32 protein-coding genes (1 of these 32 running past the window's edge) are annotated in these 17,401 nt (G+C 48.0%); 1 reads left to right on the top strand and 31 read right to left on the bottom strand.

The genetic code is table 11. The features are described 5' to 3' along the window. On the bottom strand, positions 1–429 hold the start of the coding sequence (locus tag P401_RS0115200; protein ID WP_029343101.1) for an Mrp/NBP35 family ATP-binding protein. The gene continues 603 nt to the left of window position 1, outside the view; only the first 429 of its 1,032 coding nucleotides appear in the window; the start codon lies at positions 427–429; its stop codon lies off the left edge, out of view. Positions 430–573: 144 nt separating this feature from the next. Further along, positions 574–1,224, bottom strand: coding sequence for a M15 family metallopeptidase (locus P401_RS0115195; RefSeq protein ID WP_029343100.1), 651 nt, complete (start codon positions 1,222–1,224; stop codon positions 574–576). A 96-nt stretch (positions 1,225–1,320) separates the two neighbouring features. Between P401_RS0115195 and P401_RS0115190 the strand changes: the two genes are divergently transcribed. Continuing rightward, a complete protein-coding gene (locus P401_RS0115190; RefSeq protein WP_029343099.1) occupies positions 1,321–1,608 on the top strand; it encodes a hypothetical protein in 288 nt (95 codons plus the stop codon). A 93-nt stretch (positions 1,609–1,701) separates the two neighbouring features. Here the strand turns inward: P401_RS0115190 and rpsI are convergent, their stop codons facing one another. The 29 genes from rpsI to rpsC all read right to left on the bottom strand — a co-directional run bounded on the left by rpsI (position 1,702) and on the right by rpsC (position 17,397). Next, positions 1,702–2,094, bottom strand: a complete 393-nt coding sequence (gene rpsI / locus P401_RS0115185) for a 30S ribosomal protein S9 (RefSeq protein ID WP_023466655.1) — start codon at positions 2,092–2,094, stop codon at positions 1,702–1,704. Positions 2,095–2,118: 24 nt separating this feature from the next. Then, a complete protein-coding gene (gene rplM / locus P401_RS0115180; protein ID WP_023466654.1) occupies positions 2,119–2,556 on the bottom strand; it encodes a 50S ribosomal protein L13 in 438 nt (145 codons plus the stop codon). A 168-nt stretch (positions 2,557–2,724) separates the two neighbouring features. Then, positions 2,725–3,459, bottom strand: coding sequence for a tRNA pseudouridine(38-40) synthase TruA (truA, locus tag P401_RS0115175; RefSeq protein ID WP_029343098.1), 735 nt, complete (start codon positions 3,457–3,459; stop codon positions 2,725–2,727). Continuing rightward, complete coding sequence (locus P401_RS0115170) at positions 3,459–4,250, bottom strand: energy-coupling factor transporter transmembrane component T family protein (protein WP_029343097.1); 792 nt, start codon at positions 4,248–4,250, stop codon at positions 3,459–3,461. The genes truA and P401_RS0115170 overlap by 1 nt, the downstream gene beginning before the upstream one ends. Further along, on the bottom strand, positions 4,247–5,101 hold the full coding sequence (locus P401_RS0115165; RefSeq protein WP_029343096.1) for an energy-coupling factor transporter ATPase: 855 nt from the start codon (positions 5,099–5,101) through the stop codon (positions 4,247–4,249). The genes P401_RS0115170 and P401_RS0115165 overlap by 4 nt, the downstream gene beginning before the upstream one ends. Then, positions 5,089–5,919 carry an energy-coupling factor ABC transporter ATP-binding protein gene (locus P401_RS0115160; protein WP_029343095.1) on the bottom strand — a complete coding sequence of 277 codons (831 nt, stop codon included), beginning with the start codon at positions 5,917–5,919 and terminating at the stop codon, positions 5,089–5,091. Before P401_RS0115160 ends, P401_RS0115165 begins: the two co-directional genes overlap by 13 nt. 98 nt (positions 5,920–6,017) lie before the next feature. Next, entirely contained in the window at positions 6,018–6,389 is a 372-nt protein-coding gene (gene rplQ, locus P401_RS0115155) for a 50S ribosomal protein L17 (protein ID WP_023466649.1), read from the bottom strand. Between the two features lie 33 nt (positions 6,390–6,422). After that, complete coding sequence (locus P401_RS0115150) at positions 6,423–7,367, bottom strand: DNA-directed RNA polymerase subunit alpha (RefSeq protein WP_023466648.1); 945 nt, start codon at positions 7,365–7,367, stop codon at positions 6,423–6,425. A 137-nt stretch (positions 7,368–7,504) separates the two neighbouring features. Next, the gene (gene rpsK / locus P401_RS0115145) at positions 7,505–7,900 is read right to left on the bottom strand and encodes a 30S ribosomal protein S11 (protein ID WP_023466647.1); all 396 of its coding nucleotides are present in this window, start codon (positions 7,898–7,900) and stop codon (positions 7,505–7,507) included. 16 nt (positions 7,901–7,916) lie between these two features. Continuing rightward, a complete protein-coding gene (rpsM, locus tag P401_RS0115140) occupies positions 7,917–8,282 on the bottom strand; it encodes a 30S ribosomal protein S13 (RefSeq protein WP_023466646.1) in 366 nt (121 codons plus the stop codon). A gap of 20 nt (positions 8,283–8,302) precedes the next feature. After that, positions 8,303–8,416: a 50S ribosomal protein L36 gene (rpmJ, locus tag P401_RS0115135; protein WP_003156543.1), complete on the bottom strand. Its 114-nt coding sequence runs from the start codon at positions 8,414–8,416 to the stop codon at positions 8,303–8,305. A 33-nt stretch (positions 8,417–8,449) separates the two neighbouring features. Further along, a complete protein-coding gene (infA, locus tag P401_RS0115130) occupies positions 8,450–8,668 on the bottom strand; it encodes a translation initiation factor IF-1 (protein ID WP_029343094.1) in 219 nt (72 codons plus the stop codon). Between the two features lie 149 nt (positions 8,669–8,817). Then, a complete protein-coding gene (gene map, locus P401_RS0115125; RefSeq protein WP_023466644.1) occupies positions 8,818–9,570 on the bottom strand; it encodes a type I methionyl aminopeptidase in 753 nt (250 codons plus the stop codon). Beyond that, positions 9,570–10,217, bottom strand: a complete 648-nt coding sequence (locus tag P401_RS0115120) for an adenylate kinase (RefSeq protein WP_023466643.1) — start codon at positions 10,215–10,217, stop codon at positions 9,570–9,572. Before P401_RS0115120 ends, map begins: the two co-directional genes overlap by 1 nt. A gap of 71 nt (positions 10,218–10,288) precedes the next feature. Then, positions 10,289–11,578, bottom strand: coding sequence for a preprotein translocase subunit SecY (secY, locus tag P401_RS0115115; protein ID WP_023466642.1), 1,290 nt, complete (start codon positions 11,576–11,578; stop codon positions 10,289–10,291). Then, complete coding sequence (rplO, locus tag P401_RS0115110; RefSeq protein WP_029343093.1) at positions 11,578–12,018, bottom strand: 50S ribosomal protein L15; 441 nt, start codon at positions 12,016–12,018, stop codon at positions 11,578–11,580. Before rplO ends, secY begins: the two co-directional genes overlap by 1 nt. A gap of 35 nt (positions 12,019–12,053) precedes the next feature. Further along, on the bottom strand, positions 12,054–12,239 hold the full coding sequence (gene rpmD, locus P401_RS0115105) for a 50S ribosomal protein L30 (RefSeq protein ID WP_023466640.1): 186 nt from the start codon (positions 12,237–12,239) through the stop codon (positions 12,054–12,056). Between the two features lie 18 nt (positions 12,240–12,257). Next, positions 12,258–12,758 carry a 30S ribosomal protein S5 gene (rpsE, locus tag P401_RS0115100; protein WP_023466639.1) on the bottom strand — a complete coding sequence of 167 codons (501 nt, stop codon included), beginning with the start codon at positions 12,756–12,758 and terminating at the stop codon, positions 12,258–12,260. A gap of 22 nt (positions 12,759–12,780) precedes the next feature. Continuing rightward, positions 12,781–13,131 carry a 50S ribosomal protein L18 gene (rplR, locus tag P401_RS0115095; RefSeq protein ID WP_029343092.1) on the bottom strand — a complete coding sequence of 117 codons (351 nt, stop codon included), beginning with the start codon at positions 13,129–13,131 and terminating at the stop codon, positions 12,781–12,783. 37 nt (positions 13,132–13,168) lie between these two features. Further along, positions 13,169–13,705, bottom strand: a complete 537-nt coding sequence (gene rplF, locus P401_RS0115090; protein WP_029343091.1) for a 50S ribosomal protein L6 — start codon at positions 13,703–13,705, stop codon at positions 13,169–13,171. 31 nt (positions 13,706–13,736) lie between these two features. Beyond that, on the bottom strand, positions 13,737–14,135 hold the full coding sequence (rpsH, locus tag P401_RS0115085) for a 30S ribosomal protein S8 (protein WP_012369023.1): 399 nt from the start codon (positions 14,133–14,135) through the stop codon (positions 13,737–13,739). Positions 14,136–14,166: 31 nt separating this feature from the next. Next, complete coding sequence (rpsN, locus tag P401_RS0115080; protein WP_023466636.1) at positions 14,167–14,436, bottom strand: 30S ribosomal protein S14; 270 nt, start codon at positions 14,434–14,436, stop codon at positions 14,167–14,169. A 14-nt stretch (positions 14,437–14,450) separates the two neighbouring features. Beyond that, complete coding sequence (gene rplE, locus P401_RS0115075) at positions 14,451–14,990, bottom strand: 50S ribosomal protein L5 (protein ID WP_023466635.1); 540 nt, start codon at positions 14,988–14,990, stop codon at positions 14,451–14,453. Between the two features lie 31 nt (positions 14,991–15,021). Then, entirely contained in the window at positions 15,022–15,333 is a 312-nt protein-coding gene (gene rplX / locus P401_RS0115070; RefSeq protein WP_012369020.1) for a 50S ribosomal protein L24, read from the bottom strand. Positions 15,334–15,367: 34 nt separating this feature from the next. Then, on the bottom strand, positions 15,368–15,736 hold the full coding sequence (gene rplN / locus P401_RS0115065; protein ID WP_012369019.1) for a 50S ribosomal protein L14: 369 nt from the start codon (positions 15,734–15,736) through the stop codon (positions 15,368–15,370). Positions 15,737–15,784: 48 nt separating this feature from the next. After that, entirely contained in the window at positions 15,785–16,048 is a 264-nt protein-coding gene (gene rpsQ / locus P401_RS0115060; RefSeq protein ID WP_023466634.1) for a 30S ribosomal protein S17, read from the bottom strand. Between the two features lie 31 nt (positions 16,049–16,079). Then, positions 16,080–16,283: a 50S ribosomal protein L29 gene (gene rpmC, locus P401_RS0115055; RefSeq protein ID WP_012369017.1), complete on the bottom strand. Its 204-nt coding sequence runs from the start codon at positions 16,281–16,283 to the stop codon at positions 16,080–16,082. Further along, a complete protein-coding gene (gene rplP / locus P401_RS0115050; RefSeq protein WP_012369016.1) occupies positions 16,270–16,707 on the bottom strand; it encodes a 50S ribosomal protein L16 in 438 nt (145 codons plus the stop codon). The genes rpmC and rplP overlap by 14 nt, the downstream gene beginning before the upstream one ends. Before the next feature lie 33 nt (positions 16,708–16,740). After that, on the bottom strand, positions 16,741–17,397 hold the full coding sequence (gene rpsC / locus P401_RS0115045; protein WP_023466633.1) for a 30S ribosomal protein S3: 657 nt from the start codon (positions 17,395–17,397) through the stop codon (positions 16,741–16,743). Between the last annotated feature and the right edge of the window lie 4 nt (positions 17,398–17,401).

Genomic DNA, 17,401 nt, shown 5'->3' with positions numbered 1-17,401 from the left:
GACACTAAAGCCGTAGATATCGGCATCAATCAAGCCGACTTTCTTCCCTGCTCGTGCGAGGGCAACTGCTAAGTTAACGGAAACCGTTGATTTCCCGACGCCCCCTTTACCAGAAGCGATCGCGATGAACGTCGTACCGGATTCTGGTTTGAGGATCGACGGTGTCGTTGCTGCTTGGATCCCGTGGTCACCAAGTGCCTCAAAACGGAGTCCAACCGTCTTGAATCCTTTTTCTTTTAGTTCCTTGACGATTTGCTGTTGGAGCACGAGTTGCTCCCCAGAACCAGATTGAGCTAAAGCGATTTTCAGACTGACATAATCACCTTTAATCCGGACGTCACGAATGCCGTTCGTATCTGCAAGCGGGCGGTCAATCGTCGGATCGACGAGCGTTCCGACTACCTCGCGAATTTCTTGTTCATTCAACATAGTGCCTTCCCCCTGAAAACGTTCGATTTAATCCTTATTAGTATAACAAAAATAAGAGAGCGCTTGCACATTTCGACACCGGAAAGGATGACTTTTCCATGTCCAGTGTCGGTTTTCATCATTTCACTCGATCATTCACTCGTTTTAGAACATTCGGTTCCATGTACCAGGACCCACGACACCATCGACATCAAGTCCTTGACGTGTTTGATAGGCGCGCACCTTCTGAGCCGTCTCTGCATCAAAGCGCCGAGTCACGGTTGCTTTGACTGCACGCTGAATTCGTTCGATATCCCGCGGATTCATATTGGCTGCACCTTGATACAACGGACGACCTGGATACGGAACGATCGCACGAGAGTGATTCGGCGTTTCTTCAGACACTCCTAGTAATTCAAAGTGTGGATAGTCCTTAAAGCTCGTCCAGTCCCCACCCCAAGAAAAGCCACGTCGTTTCATCGCAGCAACAATCTTTTGAAAGCTTTGATCGTTTCGAAACAGCGCTTGTGTACCGTCTTGGGAATATTGAAAAAGGTCGACGGCAATTCCGCGGTTATGACTCGATTGTCCCCCACGTGCATTCGTTACGATTGGTCCCGGTAGTGTCCGTCCCTGTGCGTACAACCGATTCTGTTCTGCAATGGATCGGTACCCTTGTGCGACGCCGACATAAATCCCTTGCGCATGCATCTCCCGGATGACCTCTTGCGTCCGTTTGGCGACTTCTCGTGAAAGTCCCGAAGCATTCAACTTCCGATTCGCTCGCTCGAGTAACCAGCTGATCGATAATGCCATCTATGCTCACTCCCTTTGTCTCCTGTTCCCGAAAACAAAATCCGCTATACTTATGGAATGCAGAATGATTTTAACTCATATCAAAAGGAGCATCCTATGAAAAAACGCATCATTTGGACACTTGGCGTCACCTGTCTCTTACATCTTAGCTTCGTCCTGTATCTGACGCTGCAACCGACCGTAGCTACCAAGACGGAGTTACCGGACAATGCAACCGTCTTGAGTGAAGAAACCTCTTTTACGGGACATGTCGGTCAAGCGACGACACATACACCTACCCAATTCATACAATCTCTCTTTGTTTGGAGCATCCCGCTGACGATCGTCATCCTCTATCTTCTTCTGACGGTGTTGCACCGATTACGCTCCACTAAATCGACTTGACTTGAATCGCTGTTCTGACACTTCGTCAGGAGAGCGGTTTTTTAGTGCACAAAAAAACCTCCCACCACAAGGGTGAGAGGGATTCGAAAAGAATTAACGTTTCGAGAATTGTGGTGCACGACGAGCTGCTTTAAGACCGTATTTTTTACGCTCTTTCATACGAGCATCACGAGTCAAGAAGCCTTTCGCTTTGAGTGCGCCGCGGAATTCTGGATCCGCTTGAAGAAGAGCACGTGAGATACCGTGACGGATAGCGCCTGCTTGACCAGTGAAGCCGCCGCCTTTGACCGTTACGATTACATCGTACTTGCCTTCTGTTTCTGTGATTACGAGTGGTTCTTTTGCAGTCATGATCAATGTCTCATAACCGAAGTATTCGCTGATATCGCGACCGTTAACTGTGACTTTACCGTCTCCAGCAACGAGGAAAACGCGCGCTGCCGCGTGTTTCCGGCGACCAGTGCCGTAGTAACGTACATCTGCCATCGTGTAGTTCCTCCTAAATTCGTATTAACCGCGAAGTTCGTAAACTTCTGGTTGTTGTGCTTCGTGCTTGTGTGCAGCTCCAGCGTAGACGTGGAGTTTGTTGAACATTTGACGACCGAGGCTACCTTTTGGAAGCATCCCTTTGATCGCGAGTTCAAGCATGCGCTCAGGTTTGTTAGCAAGCATATCGCGTGCAACAGTCTGCTTTAAGCCGCCTGGATGACCAGAGTGACGGTAGTAGACTTTTTTGTCGAGTTTGTTACCAGTTAAAACGATTTTCTCAACGTTGATGAGGATAACGTTATCCCCACAGTCAACGTGTGGTGTGAACGTAGGCTTGTGCTTACCACGGAGAAGTGATGAAACTTCGCTCGCAAGGCGACCGAGTGTTTTACCTTCAGCGTCGATAAGGAGCCATTTGCGTTCTACATCAGTAGCTTTCGCCATGAAAGTTGTGCGCATGTAAAATACCTCCTAAGGAATTAAAAGTTCTGTTTTTGATTTTTCATTTATTCACTAGGTGAATCTATCATAATCTTAGGTGTACGGGGCTAAGATTGTGGTTTCATAATAAATGAAATGCCAATAAACATTGTATGTTTTTTAATAGCCAATGTCAATTGCCTTTTTTCACTCCGGATAGAAAACTTCCCATAGATAGAGTCCATGAGGAGGCGCCGTCACGCCTGCGACGTTCCGGTCCTTTGCCAGCAACATTTTTTTAATGTCCTCTGGTGCAAAACGACCGCGTCCGACGTCAAGTAACGTCCCGACCATGATCCGGATTTGATTATAGAGAAAACCACTGCCCTGGAATCGAAAGACGAGTTCGTCACCGATCGTCATCAACTCTGCCTCGTAAATCGTCCGGACCCGGTTATCCGTTTCCGTCTTCGCGACACAGAACGAACTGAAGTCGTGCGTCCCGACGAGATGTGCCATCCCTTGACGGATGCGCTCGAGATCGAGCGGATACGGGATATGAACCGACAGATTTCGACGAAACGCATTTTCTTCGCGGCGGACGAAATAGCGGTATTCCTTCCCTACGACATCGTAACGTGCTTCAAAGGTCGGTTCGACCTCCTCGCAGCTCCGGACACGAATATCCGCTGGTAAGAGCGTATTCAGTGCCTTGACGACGTTCTCCGGGGGAATCGCTAGTTCCGTATCAAAATGAATGACTTGTCCGTAGGCATGCACTCTCGCATCCGTCCGTCCCGACCCGATGACCTTGACGGGATGTTTGTGCATCCGCGCAAGCGTCGTTTCAATCACTTCTTGAATCGTCAATCCGTTTGGTTGCACCTGATACCCGGCGTAGCCGGTTCCGTCATACTGAATCGTACATTTTAAACGACGCATTACCCGATCCCTCGCAATCCTACTAAACTGATCGTCAGGAGGACGAGTAGGATCATCAGACCCGTATCCCGCATCGTCCACTTGGACTCCCGTAGACGTGTCCGTCCCTCTCCTCCACGGTACCCCCGCGCTTCCATCGCTGTCGCAAGATCCTCTGCCCGCTTAAAGGCGGAGATGAACAAGGGAATCAATAACGGAATGATCGCCCGTAAGCGCTCCTTGATTGGTCCTGCTGACAAATCGACACCACGTGCTTGCTGTGCCTTCATGATTTTCTCTGTCTCCTCCGCTAAGGTTGGTAAGAACCGAAGTGAGATCGATAACATTAAGGCGATCTCATGCGTCGGGACACGGACGACCTTGAACGGCTTCAACAACAATTCAATCGCATCTGTCAATTCGATCGGTGAGGTCGTCAGCGTGACGAGCGTCGTGATCGAGACGAGATAGAAGAAACGTAATGAGACGATGATCGCGAGTCGAAGTCCTTCTTCGTAGATCCGGAGCCAGCCGAACTCAAAGAGGACGGCACCTTCGCGCGTGAAGAACAGTTGGATGACGAACGTAAAGACGATCAGGAACAGAATCGGGCGTAGTCCCTTTAGAACATAACGAAGCGGTAAGCGACTACTCATGAGTGCGAGAAACGTAAAAATGAGTAAAAAGATGTTCGTTGCTGCATTGTTCGCGAGAAAGACGAGCGGAATGAAGCAGAAAGCAAAGATGATCTTCGCGAGTGCTGACGAGCGATGCAAGTACGACTGACCGGGAATATGTTGTCCGACGATCATTCGCTCACCCCTTTCGTCATCAACCACTCGATCAATTCGGTCTCCGTCCGGATGTCCGGTCGTTCCAGTCCACGCTGATCAGCGACTTGCCAAGCAAGCGATAAGACATGTGGAAGATCGAGATGGAATTGCTCGAGCAAAGTCTCTTCTTTAAACAGATCAAGCGGTAGCCCGTCAAACGCCACCTGGGCGTCTTCCATGACGATGACACGCTCGGCATACTCAAGCACCTGATCCATGTCGTGCGTGATCAGGAGCAACGTCATACCGGTCTCTGCATGGAGCCGGGCAAACAGACTCAGCATATGCTTGCGCCCTTGCGGATCGAGTCCTGCCGTCGGCTCATCGACGATCAACACGTCTGGTTGACTAGCGAGTACGCCGGCAATTGCAACACGCCTCATTTGCCCACCAGACAGGTCAAACGGCGAACGACTCCAAAAGACTTCATCGAGTCCGACAGTCCGTAATGCCTCTTTCGCTAATTGCTCAGCCTTCGCGGCGTCATGACCGAAGTTCATCGGACCGAACATGACATCCTTTAAGACCGTCTCTTCGAACAATTGATATTCCGGATATTGAAAAACAAGCCCGACGCGACGTCTTAATGGCTTGAGGTCTTGTTTTTTCTTCGGTTCGACGATGATGTCATCGACTTGTACCTTCCCCGCTGTCGGCTTGAGCAACCCATTGATGTGCTGCACGAGCGTCGATTTCCCGGATCCGGTATGCCCTACAAACGCAACAAGCGCCCCTGACGGAATCTCAAGATTCACATCACGTAGCGCGACTCGTTCGAACGGACTATTGAGTTGATACGTATAATTTAATTCCTGGATTAAGATTGGCATAAACGGTTCACCAATTCTCTTTCATCTAGTATCGTCTCCTCGAGTGAGAGACCTTGCGCCCGTAAACGTTCTTGTACCCGAACAACGAATGGAACATCGAGTCCGATGTCTTCTAAGAACGATGCATGACGAAAGACTTCCTGAGGGGATCCTTCTAATACGATTTTCCCGGCATCCATGACGATGACACGACTAGCCCGTAATACTTCGTCTAATTCGTGTGTAATCGCGATGACCGCCATTGGGTGGGTCGCATGGAGTTCCTGAACGGTCGACATGACCTCTTGTCGTGCTAATGGATCAAGCATCGATGTAGCTTCATCGAGCACGAGAACATCAGGGCGCATCGCAAGCGCCGAAGCGATTGCGACACGCTGCTTCTGTCCGCCGGATAGTTGATGGGGTTCCCGATCAACAAAATCCGTAAGGCCAACGCGCGCTAGACTGTCGTCGATACGACGAACCATTTCCTCGCGTGGCACACCCCAGTTTTCTAGAGCAAATGCCACGTCGTCGCGCACGGTCGTGCCAACGAATTGATTATCTGGATTTTGGAAGACGATGCCGATTGCTCGGCGCATCTCCCACAGTTGCTCCGGATTCGCACTTGAAAAGCGCTCAGCAACCGTAACGGTCCCTGTCTCCGGTAACAACAATCCATTAAACAATTTCGTCAGCGTTGATTTTCCAGAGCCGTTGTGACCAACGATGGCGACCCATTCACCTGAACGAATCGTCAGAGAGACCTCGTGTAGGGCTGCTTGCTCCTGTTCCGGATACCGATAGGTGACCTGTTCCAGTTCAATCAGCTTGTCCATGATCTCTCCTCCTTCATCAAATCAATACTTTCATTTTGTAGCAAAAGGGCAGAAGCGGGATACGCACTGCCCTTTTATGGCGAATCATTTAATGAGGATTAAACGAGTTCGATGATGACCATTTCTGCGCCGTCACCACGACGTGGTCCCATTTTCATGATGCGTGTGTAACCACCTTGACGCTCAGCAAAACGTGGAGCCACATCAGCGAATAATTTTTGGATCGCGTCTTGTGCTTTGCCCTCTGCGTTTTGACCAGCAGCTTCACGGCGAACGAACGATGCAACTTGACGACGAGCGTGGAGATCACCGCGTTTACCTAAAGTGATGAGTTTCTCTACGACTGGACGAAGTTCCTTCGCTTTTTGTTCTGTAGTTTGGATACGCTCATTGATGATGAGATCAGTCGCAAGGTCACGCAAAAGTGCCTTACGTTGTGAGCTTGTACGGCCTAATTTCGAGTATGCCATGGATGGATTCCCTCCTTCGTGCAATTAATAGTATTAGTCTTCTTTGCGCAAGCCTAGTCCGAGTTCGTCGAGTTTCGCTTGAACTTCCTCGAGTGATTTACGTCCGAGGTTACGGACTTTCATCATCTCGTCTTCGCTCTTGTTCGCGAGTTCTTGAACCGTGTTGATACCAGCGCGTTTCAAACAGTTGTACGAACGAACTGAGAGATCGAGTTCTTCGATCGTCATTTCGAGTACTTTTTCTTTTTGATCTTCTTCCTTTTCGACCATGATTTCAGCATGGAGCGCTTCGTCCGTAAGACCAACAAAGATGTTTAAGTGTTCTGTCATGATTTTCGCACCGAGTGACACTGCTTCTTCAGGGCGGATTGAACCGTCCGTCCAAACATCAAGCGTCAACTTATCGAAGCTCGCATCTTGACCGACACGTGTTTTTTCAACTTGATAATTTACACGTTGAATTGGCGTGTAAATCGAGTCGATTGGGATTACACCGATTGGCATATCGTCCCGTTTGTTATCTTCAGCCTGAACATACCCACGACCACGGCGTGCTGTAAGACGCATATGAAGTGATGCACCTTCTGCAAGCGTTGCGATGTGAAGTTCTGGGTTGAGGATTTCGACGTCGCTGTCATGCGTAATGTTCGCAGCAGTGACAACACCAGCGCCTTGAATATCGATCTCAAGCGTTTTCTCTTCTTCCGAGTACACTTTGAGGGCGAGTTTCTTAAGGTTCAAGATGATTTGGGTAACGTCTTCTACAACGCCATCAATCGTCGAGAACTCATGAAGAACGCCATCGATTTGGACTGCAGTGACTGCAGCACCCGGAAGTGAAGACAATAGGATACGACGCAATGAGTTACCAAGCGTTGTACCGAATCCACGCTCAAGCGGCTCAACTACGAATTTACCAAACGTAGCGTTCTCGCTTAACTCGATCGTTTCAATCTTCGGTTTTTCGATTTCGATCATCTGAACCCCTCCTTGAATATCGTCATGTTGGCCATCGCGTTCAATCGCCAACCGCCTTGTGTACGTTTCTACTGCCTTGCTTGGTCAAACGATCAACAAAAGTCTACTCGAATCCCCGCTCTGCAGTACAAGACGGGTTACACGCGACGACGTTTTGGAGGGCGGCAACCGTTGTGTGGTACTGGAGTAACGTCACGGATTGCAGTGACTTCGAGACCGATTGCTTGAAGAGCACGGATAGCTGCTTCACGACCTGCACCAGGACCTTTAACGTTAACTTCTACAGTACGCATACCGTTATCCATTGCTGTTTTAGCAGCTGTTTCAGATGCCATTTGTGCAGCGAAAGGAGTCGATTTACGTGAGCCTTTGAAGCCCATGTTACCTGCAGTTGCCCAAGAGATTGCATTCCCTTGCATATCAGTGATCGTAACGATCGTGTTGTTGAATGTTGAACGGATATGCACGATACCAGATTCAATATTCTTTTTGACTTTACGTTTACTACGAACGTTCTGTTTGCGTTTTGCCATCTTAGTTTACCCTCCCTTACTTCTTCTTGTTCGCTACTGTACGGCGTGGGCCTTTACGAGTACGCGAGTTGTTTTTAGTGTTTTGACCACGAACTGGAAGACCACGACGGTGACGAACACCACGGTAGCAACCGATTTCGATCAAACGTTTGATGTTGAGTGAGATTTCACGACGAAGGTCACCCTCAACTTTGATTTTGTCTAAACCATCACGAAGTTGGTTCAATTGTTCCTCAGTCAAGTCGCGAGTACGAGTATCTTCAGAGATACCAGTTTCTTTCAAGACTTTTTGAGCAGTCGTTTTACCAACACCATAGATGTAAGTGAGTGAGATGACGATGCGTTTCTCACGTGGAATATCTACACCAGCAATACGTGCCATGTGTGCACCTCCTTGTTTAATTACCCTTGTTTTTGTTTATGCTTAGGGTTTTCGCAAATAACCATTACTTTGCCTTTACGGCGGATAACTTTACATTTTTCACAGATCGGTTTAACCGAAGGTCTTACTTTCATTGTGAATACCTCCTCCTGAAAAAATCGGAGTTTTTATTCGAAACGGTATGTGATCCGTCCGCGAGTCAAGTCGTATGGTGACAACTCAACCGTTACTTTATCTCCTGGCAAGATCCGAATGAAGTGCATCCGAATTTTTCCTGAGACGTGCGCGAGGACCGTGTGGCCGTTTTCTAACTCCACCTTAAACATCGCGTTTGGAAGCGGCTCGATAACCGTACCTTCCACTTCGATTACATCTTGTTTCGCCATCAATTATACCCCTTTCTCTATAAAGTTGATTGGGAGCCCAGACGATTTGTAGCGCTAGGGGCTTTCTACAAGAGCCATTGAGAGATCATCGGTCACAAACACGAGTGGATACTGGCTTATAGAAAGGTGACACCAATAACGCGCACAGCTCACTCTGCATCGACCGTTAAGATCTCGTAGCCGTCGTCTGTGATGGCGATGGTGTGCTCAAAGTGGGCGCACATGCTACCGTCCACCGTCACTACCGTCCAATTGTCGGATAGTGTGCGAACATAGCGTTTCCCGACGTTGACCATTGGCTCAATTGCCAGTGTCATGCCGGTTTTCAGGCGCGGCCCTTTCCCCGGTGGTCCATAATGTGGAATTTGCGGATCTTCATGCAAATTTTGTCCCACGCCGTGGCCCACATATTCGCGGACTACAGAAAAATTCGCTGCTTCAACATGTGACTGAATCGCATGCGAAATATCTGTCAGGTGCACGCCAGCTTTGGCGCGCTCCAATCCTTTATACAGAGATTCTTCAGTTACGTCAAGTAACCGCTTCGTCTCTTCAGAGATTGTACCTACCGGATATGTCCAGGCTGAATCTCCGTGATACCCATTGTACTCTGCTCCGATGTCAATCGAGATGATGTCACCGTCCTGAAGTACACGATCTCCCGGAATACCATGGACAAGCTCTTCGTTCACGGAAGCACAGATGCTACCCGTGAAACCATTATACCCTTTAAACGATGGTGTTGCCCCTTGACTTCGAATATAGCGTTCAGCGATCGCGTCGAGTTGCCCCGTCGTGATACCTGGGCGAATGTGAGCTTGAAGCTCCTTATGCGTCCGGGCGACGATTTGTCCTGCTTTACGCATGATGTCGATTTCACGCGGCGCTTTCGTGATGATCATTACTGATCACCAAGGAGTGCCTGAACATCGGAATATACATCGTTGATTGGACGATCACCGTCCAAATTACGAAGATACCCTTTTTCTGCGTAAAAGTCAATCAAAGGTTGCGCTTGAGCGACGTTGACTTCCAAGCGACGACGTACTGTCTCCTCTTGGTCATCTTCACGTTGTACAAGTGCTGATCCGTCGATATCACAGATCCCCTCCACTTTTGGTGGGTTATAGAGAACATGATACGTTGCTCCGCAAGTTGGGCAAATCCGGCGACCTGTCAAACGAGGGACAAGTTTCTCCGGGTCTACACCGATGTGGATGACGTGATCAATTTGTTTGCCCAGATCTTCAAGTAATGCTTCAAGAGCATCTGCTTGTTTCACTGTGCGTGGGAAACCGTCAAGGAGAAAACCATTTGCACAGTCTTCTTTGGCGAGACGCTCACGTACGATGCCGATTGTGACTTCGTCCGGAACGAGTTCCCCTTTATCCATGTATGATTTCGCTTCTTGTCCGAGTGGCGTTGAATCTTTGATCGCCGCGCGGAACATGTCGCCTGTCGAGATATGGGGGATCGCATAGTCTTCGATGATTTTCGCAGCCTGCGTTCCTTTACCAGCACCCGGCAAACCCATCAATACTAGATTCATGTCGGTAGCCTCCACTTCTATAGCTCTATAGACACAACAGAAAGGAAAGGGATGGTCCCCTTCCTCCCGCCTTATCGGATAAAGCCTTTGTAGTGTCGTTTAACCAATTGGCTTTCAATCTGTTTCATCGTCTCTAGTCCTACACCGATGACGATCAACAAGCTCGTTCCACCAATCTGCACCGAGTTCGGTAAGCCAGCAAACTTAATAAAGAATGTCGGCGTCACCGCGATGACAGCGAGGAAGAGTGAACCGAAGAATGTCAGACGGTATAGAATCTTCGTGATGTACTGCTCCGTTTGCTTACCAGGACGAATACCAGGAATGTATCCGCCTTGTTTTTGAAGGTTCTCTGCCATTTGTTCCGGGTTCACCTGAACAAATGTGTAGAAGTACGAGAACGCGATGATCAGTGCCACATAGATCGACATACCGATTGGACTCGTGTAGTCGAAGATGTCACGGATCTTCGTTGCCGTTTCCGGACTTGCAAAGAAACTCGCAATCGTTGGTGGCGTCACCATGAACGACACCGCGAAGATGACTGGAATAACACCGGCAGCGTTCAATTTGATCGGCAAGTGTGCCGATTGACCGCCAACTGGTGTCCGGTTCACCGTACGCTTAGCGTACTGAATCGGAATCTTACGTGCAGCTTGCTGGACGTAGATGACTCCGACGATGACCGCGATGATGATTAAAAGCAAGAGTACGATATAAAGCACGTTTACAAACAAAGCATCCCCTGCATTTTGGAGCTTCGTTTCGTAAATCTGGCGGAATGCATTCGGGAAGCCCGCGACGATCCCAGCGAAGATGATCATTGATATCCCGTTACCAATGCCCTTCTCCGTGATGAGTTCACCGATGAACATCAAGAATGCTGTTCCCGCTGTCAATACGAGTGCAATCATAACGTATGTCCAGGTGCCGAACTGTTCGTCGACAAGACCTGGGTAGATACGGTTAAATCCAAGCGCGATTCCAAACGCTTGGACTAATCCGAGTACGATCGTTCCATAGCGCGTTACCGTTGCTAACTTCTTACGGCCCGCCTCTCCTTGTTTTGCCCATTCGGCAAACTTTGGAACAACGTCCATCTGTAAGAGTTGGACAACGATCGAGGCCGTGATATACGGCATGATTCCCATCGCAAAGAGTGAGAAATTCTGCAAAGCATTCCCACCGAACGAGTTCAAGAAACCAAGAATACCATTCTGGTCGATCTTGAACACTTCCGTGTTTACCATCGGCACCGGGATATGTGCTCCGATCCGGAACACGATGACCAATGCCAAGGTAAAGAGAATGCGCCGACGAATGTCAGCTACGCGCCACATATTGGAGATCGCTTGAAACATTAGATCACCTCAACCGTACCGCCGGCAGCTTCGATCGCTTGCTTCGCAGCTTCGGAGAACTTATGAGCTTTAACTGTTAGTTTCTTTTCGATCTTACCGTTAGAAAGGATCTTAACGCCGTCTTTCATGCCTTTGACTGTACGAGTCTCGACAAGAAGTTCTGGAGTGATTTCAGTTCCTTCTTCAAAACGGTTGAGTGTGTCAAGGTTAATGACCGCGAACTCTTTACGAGTTGGGTTGTTGAAGCCGCGTTTTGGTAAACGACGGTAAAGTGGGTTTTGTCCACCTTCGAAACCTGGACGAACACCACCGCCTGAACGAGCTTTTTGACCTTTGTGACCACGGCCAGAAGTCTTACCGTTACCAGAAGACATACCGCGACCTACACGGTTGCGTTCTGAACGTGAACCAGTAGCTGGTTTCAATTCATGGAGTTTCATAGTGGGGCACCTCCTCATAAAATTATATCGAACTATTACTCTTGAATTTCTTTTACTGTCACTAAGTGTGACACGTGGTTAATCATCCCACGCATAGCAGCGTTGTCAGGTACGACAACAGTCTGGTGCATCTTACGGAGACCAAGCGTACGAGTAGTAACGCGTTGGTTCTCCGGACGACCGATCATGCTGCGTGTGAGGGTAACTGCGAGTTTCGCCATCTGTTTTCCCTCCCTTTCTTAACCGCGAAGTTCTTCGACGGTTTTACCGCGGAGTTTCGCAACTTCTTCAGCACGTTTGAGTGATGTGAGACCTTCGACAGTCGCACGAACCATGTTGATTGGAGTGCTTGATCCAAGTGATTTTGAAAGAATGTCGTTGATTCCCGCTAATTCGAGAACCGCACGAACTGGACCACCAGCGATGACTCCAGTACCTTCAGAAGCAGGCTTCAAGAAGACGTGACCTGCACCGAATACACCGTTGACTTCGTGTGGAATTGTTGTGTTAACGATTGGAACGTTAACCATGTTTTTCTTAGCATCTTCGATTGCTTTACGGATCGCTTCAGGCACTTCCTGAGCTTTACCCGTACCGAAACCTACGTGACCATTCTTGTCACCAACGACGACGAGTGCAGCAAAACGGAAGCGACGGCCACCTTTTACTACTTTCGCGACGCGGTTTACGGTAACAACGCGTTCTTCGAGTTGATCCATGTTAATTTCTAACTGGCGCATGTAGAGGTTCCCTCCTTTTCTATTAGAATTTGAGACCAGCTTCACGAGCTGCTTCAGCTACAGCTTTGATACGTCCATGATAGAGATATCCTCCACGGTCGAAAACGACTGTTTCAATACCCTTTTCAAGAGCGCGCTCAGCTGCAAGCTTACCAACTGCTGTTGCAGCGTCAGTCGTGTTGCCTTTTTCAAGGTCGAGTGATGATGCAGATGCGAGTGTTGCATGTGTTGCATCGTCAATGACTTGTACGTAAATGTTCTTGTTCGAACGGAATACGTTCATACGTGGACGTGTTGCAGTCCCGATGATTGTACGACGGACACGACCATGACGTTTTTTACGCGTAGCGTTTTTATCTGCCTTTGAGATCATTTATGCCACTCCTTTCCGGTCAATTCGCATTTGCGAATTACTTACCTGTTTTACCTTCTTTACGACGAACGACTTCATCACTGTAACGAATACCTTTACCTTTGTACGGCTCAGGCTGACGGTACGAACGGATCAATGCAGCGACGTGACCAACACGTTCTTTGCTGATTCCGCGAACGATGAGTTGCGTATTCGTAGGAACTTCGACTTCGATGCCTTGTTCCGGAGTGTACTCGATTGGGTGTGAGTAACCGAGGTTGAGTACGATTTTGTTACCTTGCTTTTGTGCACGGTAACCAACACCTTGGATATCGAGTGTCTTAGCGAAACCGTTGTTTACACCTTCGACCATGTTCGCGATAAGCGCACGAGTCGTTCCGTGGATCGTACGGCTTGCTTTCTCGTCGTTCGGACGAGTGACAGTCAATTCATTACCTTCTACGTTGATCGCCATAGCTGGGCTGAACTCGCGTGTGAGTTCCCCTTTAGGACCTTTTACCGTAACCGTGTTGTTTTCAACTGTTACTGTAACGCCTGCTGGGATGACGACTGGCTTTTTACCAATACGTGACATTTAAGACACCTCCGTTCTTTTTATGCGTGTATTACCAGATGTATGCGATCACTTCGCCGCCGACTTTTTGTTGGCGAGCTTCTTTGTCAGTCATTACACCTTTAGATGTTGAAACGATAGCGATTCCGAGACCACCGAGTACTTTCGGGATTTCATCAGCTTTCGCGTAAACGCGAAGACCTGGTTTCGAGATACGTTTGAGTCCAGTGATGACGCGCTCGTTGCTTGCGCCGTATTTAAGGAATACGCGGAGCGTACCTTGTTTGCTGTCCTCGAGATATTCAACATCGCGGATGAAACCTTCACGTTTGAGGATTTCAGCGACTTCACGTTTGATTGTAGAAGCTGGCATTTCCAACTTCTCATGGCGAACCATGTTTGCATTACGAATGCGTGTAAGCATATCTGCAATCGGATCTGTCATAACCATGCGATGTACCTCCTTTCACAACTTTAATGAATTACCAGCTTGCTTTTTTAACACCAGGGATTTGACCTTTATGAGCAAGATCACGGAACTTAATACGGCTGATACCGAATTTACCAATGTAACCGTGTGGACGGCCAGTGATACTACAACGGTTGTGTAAACGAACCGCTGAAGAGTTACGTGGGAGTTTGCTCAAGCCGATGTAGTCGCCTTGTGCTTTCAATTCTGCGCGTTTTTCAGCGTAGCGCTCAACGAGTGCTTGACGTTTTACTTCACGTGCGATCATTGATTTCTTAGCCATGTTGTCGACCTCCCTTATTTTTGGAATGGCATGCCGAGTGCTGTGAGAAGCTCACGTGACTCTTCATCCGTGTTAGCAGTAGTTACGATAACGATGTCCATACCACGGACTTTCGATACGCGATCGTAGTCGATCTCTGGGAAGATCAATTGTTCCTTCACGCCTAGCGTGTAGTTACCACGGCCATCGAAAGATTTTTTCGATACGCCACGGAAGTCACGTACACGTGGAAGTGACACGTTGATCAACTTGTCGAGGAATTCGTACATGCGCTCGCCACGAAGTGTAACCTTCGCACCGATTGGCATACCTTCACGAAGTTTGAAACCAGCGATTGATTTCTTAGCTTTCGTGATGAGTGGCTTCTGACCAGTGAGGAGCTGAAGCTCTTCAACTGCCATGTCAAGTGCCTTAGAGTTCGTAACAGCGTCACCAACACCCATGTTGATTACGATTTTATCGACTTTCGGCGCTTGCATTACAGAACTGTAATTGAATTTCTCCATCATTACTTTGACGATTTCGTCTTGGTATTTAGCTTTTAAACGGTTCATCAGAAAGTGGACCTCCTTTCTTTAAATCTTCTTATTTATCTAAAGCTTCGCCCGATTTTTTAGCGATACGTACTTTCTTGCCGTCAACCACAGTGAAACCAACGCGTGTTGGGTTACCTGTCTTAGGGTCGATGAGCATAACGTTCGATACGTGAATCGGTGCTTCTTTCTCGACAATTCCGCCTTGCGGGTTGAGTTGAGAAGGTTTTGAGTGTTTTTTGATCATGTTAACGCCTTCGACGATTACGCGATCTTTTTTAGGCATAGCTGTAAGGACAACGCCTTGTTTGCCTTTGTCTTTACCAGTCATAACCTGAACTTTATCACCTTTTTTGACATGCATCGTTAGAGCACCTCCTTGTAGGAATTCTTTGGAATTAAAGTACTTCCGGTGCCAACGAGACGATCTTCATGAAGTCTTTTTCACGAAGTTCGCGTGCGACTGGTCCGAAGATACGTGTGCCACGTGGGCTTTTGTCATCTTTGATGATGACTGCTGCGTTTTCGTCAAAACGGATGTACGAACCGTCTTTACGACGAACGCCGCGTTTAGTACGAACGACTACTGCGCGTACAACTTCACCTTTTTTGACAACGCCACCTGGTGTTGCTTGTTTTACTGTACAAACAATAACGTCACCAATGTTAGCAGTTTTACGACCAGAACCACCGAGGACTTTGATCGTCAAGACTTCACGAGCTCCTGAGTTGTCTGCTACTTTTAAGCGAGATTCTTGTTGAATCATACGATTGTACCTCCCTCCGGATGTTTATTCACCCGAACTAATTAGAGTTTAGATGATTACTGCTTCTTCAATGACTTCTACGAGACGGAAACGTTTGTCCTTAGATAATGGACGTGTTTCTTGAATGCGTACAACATCACCGATTTTAGCTGTGTTGTTTTCATCATGCGCTTTGTACTTTTTAGAGTAGTTTACGCGTTTGCCGTAAAGCTTGTGCTTTACTTTTGTTTCAACTGTAACTACGATCGTTTTGTCCATTTTGTCAGAAACGACGCGTCCAGTTAACACTTTGCGGTTGTTAGTGCGTTCCATTGAGTGTTCCTCCTCTCAGAATCCGAGTGAATTATGCGTTGTTGATGCCGAGTTCGCGTTCACGAAGAACGGTTTTCGCGCGTGCAATCGACTTGCGCACTTCACGGATACGAGCAGGGTTCTCAAGCTGACCAGTCGCGAGTTGGAAACGAAGGTTGAACAACTCTTCTTTCCACGAACCGACTTTACCGTTAAGCTCTTCAGTTGTTTGCTGACGGAGATCAGTTGCTTTCATTCGTATCACCACCATTTTCTTCACGTTTTACGAACTTACATTTTACTGGAAGTTTGTGTGATGCAAGACGGAGAGCTTCGCGTGCGATCTCTTCCGATACTCCTGCGATTTCGAACATTACTTTACCCGGTTTGACGACTGCTACCCAGCCCTCCGGAGCACCTTTACCTGAACCCATTCGGACTTCAAGAGGTTTTTTAGTGTATGGCTTGTGTGGGAAGATCTTGATCCACACTTTACCACCACGTTTCATATAACGAGTCATCGCGATACGCGCTGATTCGATTTGACGGCTAGTGATCCAGCTAGCTTCTTGAGCTTGGATACCGAACTCGCCGAAGTGTACTGTAGTACCACGTTTCGCTTTACCACGCATGTTGCCGCGGTGAACACGACGATATTTTACACGTTTTGGTAACAACATGTTGTGTTGCCTCCTTCCCTAGACGGATGTGGATTATTCTTCGTTTGCTGCTGCTTTTTTCGTAGGAAGCACTTCACCGTGGTGGAGCCATACTTTTACGCCAATTTTGCCGTAAGTTGTATCAGCTTCTGCAGTACCGTAATCGATGTCTGCACGGAGTGTATGAAGTGGAACTGTTCCTTCCGAATACTTCTCAGAACGAGCGATATCAGCGCCACCAAGACGACCAGAAACTTCAGTCTTGATTCCTTTGATACCAGAACGCATTGAGCGTTGGATTGATTGCTTCATAGCACGACGGAACGATACGCGACCTTCAAGTTGGCGAGCGATGTTCTCAGCGACGAGCTTAGCAACTGCATCCGGGTTTTTCACTTCAACGACGTTAACGTGAACGCGTTTGCCTTTTGCAAGGTTAGTGATGTCTTTACGAAGTGTTTCGATTTCAGAACCGCCTTTACCGATAACCATACCAGGCTTAGCAGTGTGAAGTGAGATGTTCAAGCGGTTAGCTGCGCGCTCGATTTCTACTTTAGAGACACTAGCGTCTTTAAGACGTTTTTCGATATATTCACGAACTACGTAGTCTTCATGAAGGAGATCAGCATAGTCTTTATCTGCGAACCAACGTGATTCCCAGTCTTTGATGATACCTACGCGAAGACCAGTTGGGTTAATCTTCTGACCCACGGTA

This window comes from Exiguobacterium acetylicum DSM 20416 (genome assembly GCF_000702605.1).
In the GTDB taxonomy this organism is placed as follows: Bacteria; Bacillota; Bacilli; order Exiguobacteriales; family Exiguobacteriaceae; genus Exiguobacterium_A; species Exiguobacterium_A acetylicum.
The sequence above is the reverse complement of the archived record's forward strand: the minus strand, read 5'-3'. Positions and strand labels throughout refer to the sequence as shown.

Excerpts from the sequence above, each read along its gene's own strand:
- P401_RS0115165 (WP_029343096.1), bottom strand. The coding sequence starts at position 5,101 with ATGCCAATCTTAATCCAGGAATTAAATTATACGTATCAACTCAATAGT.
- rplP (WP_012369016.1), bottom strand. The coding sequence starts at position 16,707 with ATGTTGTTACCAAAACGTGTAAAATATCGTCGTGTTCACCGCGGCAAC.
- rpsH (WP_012369023.1), bottom strand. The coding sequence starts at position 14,135 with ATGGTTATGACAGATCCGATTGCAGATATGCTTACACGCATTCGTAAT.
- secY (WP_023466642.1), bottom strand. The coding sequence starts at position 11,578 with ATGTTTCAAGCGATCTCCAATATGTGGCGCGTAGCTGACATTCGTCGG.
- map (WP_023466644.1), bottom strand. The coding sequence starts at position 9,570 with ATGATCATCACGAAAGCGCCGCGTGAAATCGACATCATGCGTAAAGCA.
- P401_RS0115190 (WP_029343099.1), top strand. The coding sequence starts at position 1,321 with ATGAAAAAACGCATCATTTGGACACTTGGCGTCACCTGTCTCTTACAT.
- P401_RS0115195 (WP_029343100.1), bottom strand. The coding sequence starts at position 1,224 with ATGGCATTATCGATCAGCTGGTTACTCGAGCGAGCGAATCGGAAGTTG.
- rplN (WP_012369019.1), bottom strand. The coding sequence starts at position 15,736 with ATGATTCAACAAGAATCTCGCTTAAAAGTAGCAGACAACTCAGGAGCT.
- rplO (WP_029343093.1), bottom strand. The coding sequence starts at position 12,018 with ATGAAACTCCATGAATTGAAACCAGCTACTGGTTCACGTTCAGAACGC.
- infA (WP_029343094.1), bottom strand. The coding sequence starts at position 8,668 with ATGGCGAAACAAGATGTAATCGAAGTGGAAGGTACGGTTATCGAGCCG.
- P401_RS0115120 (WP_023466643.1), bottom strand. The coding sequence starts at position 10,217 with ATGAATCTAGTATTGATGGGTTTGCCGGGTGCTGGTAAAGGAACGCAG.
- rplR (WP_029343092.1), bottom strand. The coding sequence starts at position 13,131 with ATGATCTCAAAGGCAGATAAAAACGCTACGCGTAAAAAACGTCATGGT.
- rpmD (WP_023466640.1), bottom strand. The coding sequence starts at position 12,239 with ATGGCGAAACTCGCAGTTACCCTCACACGCAGCATGATCGGTCGTCCG.
- rpsM (WP_023466646.1), bottom strand. The coding sequence starts at position 8,282 with ATGGCACGTATTGCTGGTGTAGATATTCCACGTGAGAAACGCATCGTC.
- rplQ (WP_023466649.1), bottom strand. The coding sequence starts at position 6,389 with ATGGCATACTCGAAATTAGGCCGTACAAGCTCACAACGTAAGGCACTT.
- rpmJ (WP_003156543.1), bottom strand. The coding sequence starts at position 8,416 with ATGAAAGTAAGACCTTCGGTTAAACCGATCTGTGAAAAATGTAAAGTT.
- P401_RS0115160 (WP_029343095.1), bottom strand. The coding sequence starts at position 5,919 with ATGGACAAGCTGATTGAACTGGAACAGGTCACCTATCGGTATCCGGAA.
- rplM (WP_023466654.1), bottom strand. The coding sequence starts at position 2,556 with ATGCGCACAACTTTCATGGCGAAAGCTACTGATGTAGAACGCAAATGG.
- rpmC (WP_012369017.1), bottom strand. The coding sequence starts at position 16,283 with ATGAAAGCAACTGATCTCCGTCAGCAAACAACTGAAGAGCTTAACGGT.
- rplX (WP_012369020.1), bottom strand. The coding sequence starts at position 15,333 with ATGCATGTCAAAAAAGGTGATAAAGTTCAGGTTATGACTGGTAAAGAC.
- rpsI (WP_023466655.1), bottom strand. The coding sequence starts at position 2,094 with ATGGCAGATGTACGTTACTACGGCACTGGTCGCCGGAAACACGCGGCA.
- rpsK (WP_023466647.1), bottom strand. The coding sequence starts at position 7,900 with ATGGCAAAACGCAAACAGAACGTTCGTAGTAAACGTAAAGTCAAAAAG.
- P401_RS0115170 (WP_029343097.1), bottom strand. The coding sequence starts at position 4,250 with ATGATCGTCGGACAACATATTCCCGGTCAGTCGTACTTGCATCGCTCG.
- rplE (WP_023466635.1), bottom strand. The coding sequence starts at position 14,990 with ATGAACCGTTTAAAAGCTAAATACCAAGACGAAATCGTCAAAGTAATG.
- rpsN (WP_023466636.1), bottom strand. The coding sequence starts at position 14,436 with ATGGCTAAGAAATCAATGATCGCACGTGAAGTAAAACGTCAAGCACTC.
- P401_RS0115150 (WP_023466648.1), bottom strand. The coding sequence starts at position 7,367 with ATGATCGAAATCGAAAAACCGAAGATTGAAACGATCGAGTTAAGCGAG.
- rplF (WP_029343091.1), bottom strand. The coding sequence starts at position 13,705 with ATGTCACGTATTGGTAAAAAGCCAGTCGTCATCCCAGCAGGCGTTACA.
- rpsE (WP_023466639.1), bottom strand. The coding sequence starts at position 12,758 with ATGCGCCAGTTAGAAATTAACATGGATCAACTCGAAGAACGCGTTGTT.
- truA (WP_029343098.1), bottom strand. The coding sequence starts at position 3,459 with ATGCGTCGTTTAAAATGTACGATTCAGTATGACGGAACCGGCTACGCC.
- rpsQ (WP_023466634.1), bottom strand. The coding sequence starts at position 16,048 with ATGGAACGCACTAACAACCGCAAAGTGTTAACTGGACGCGTCGTTTCT.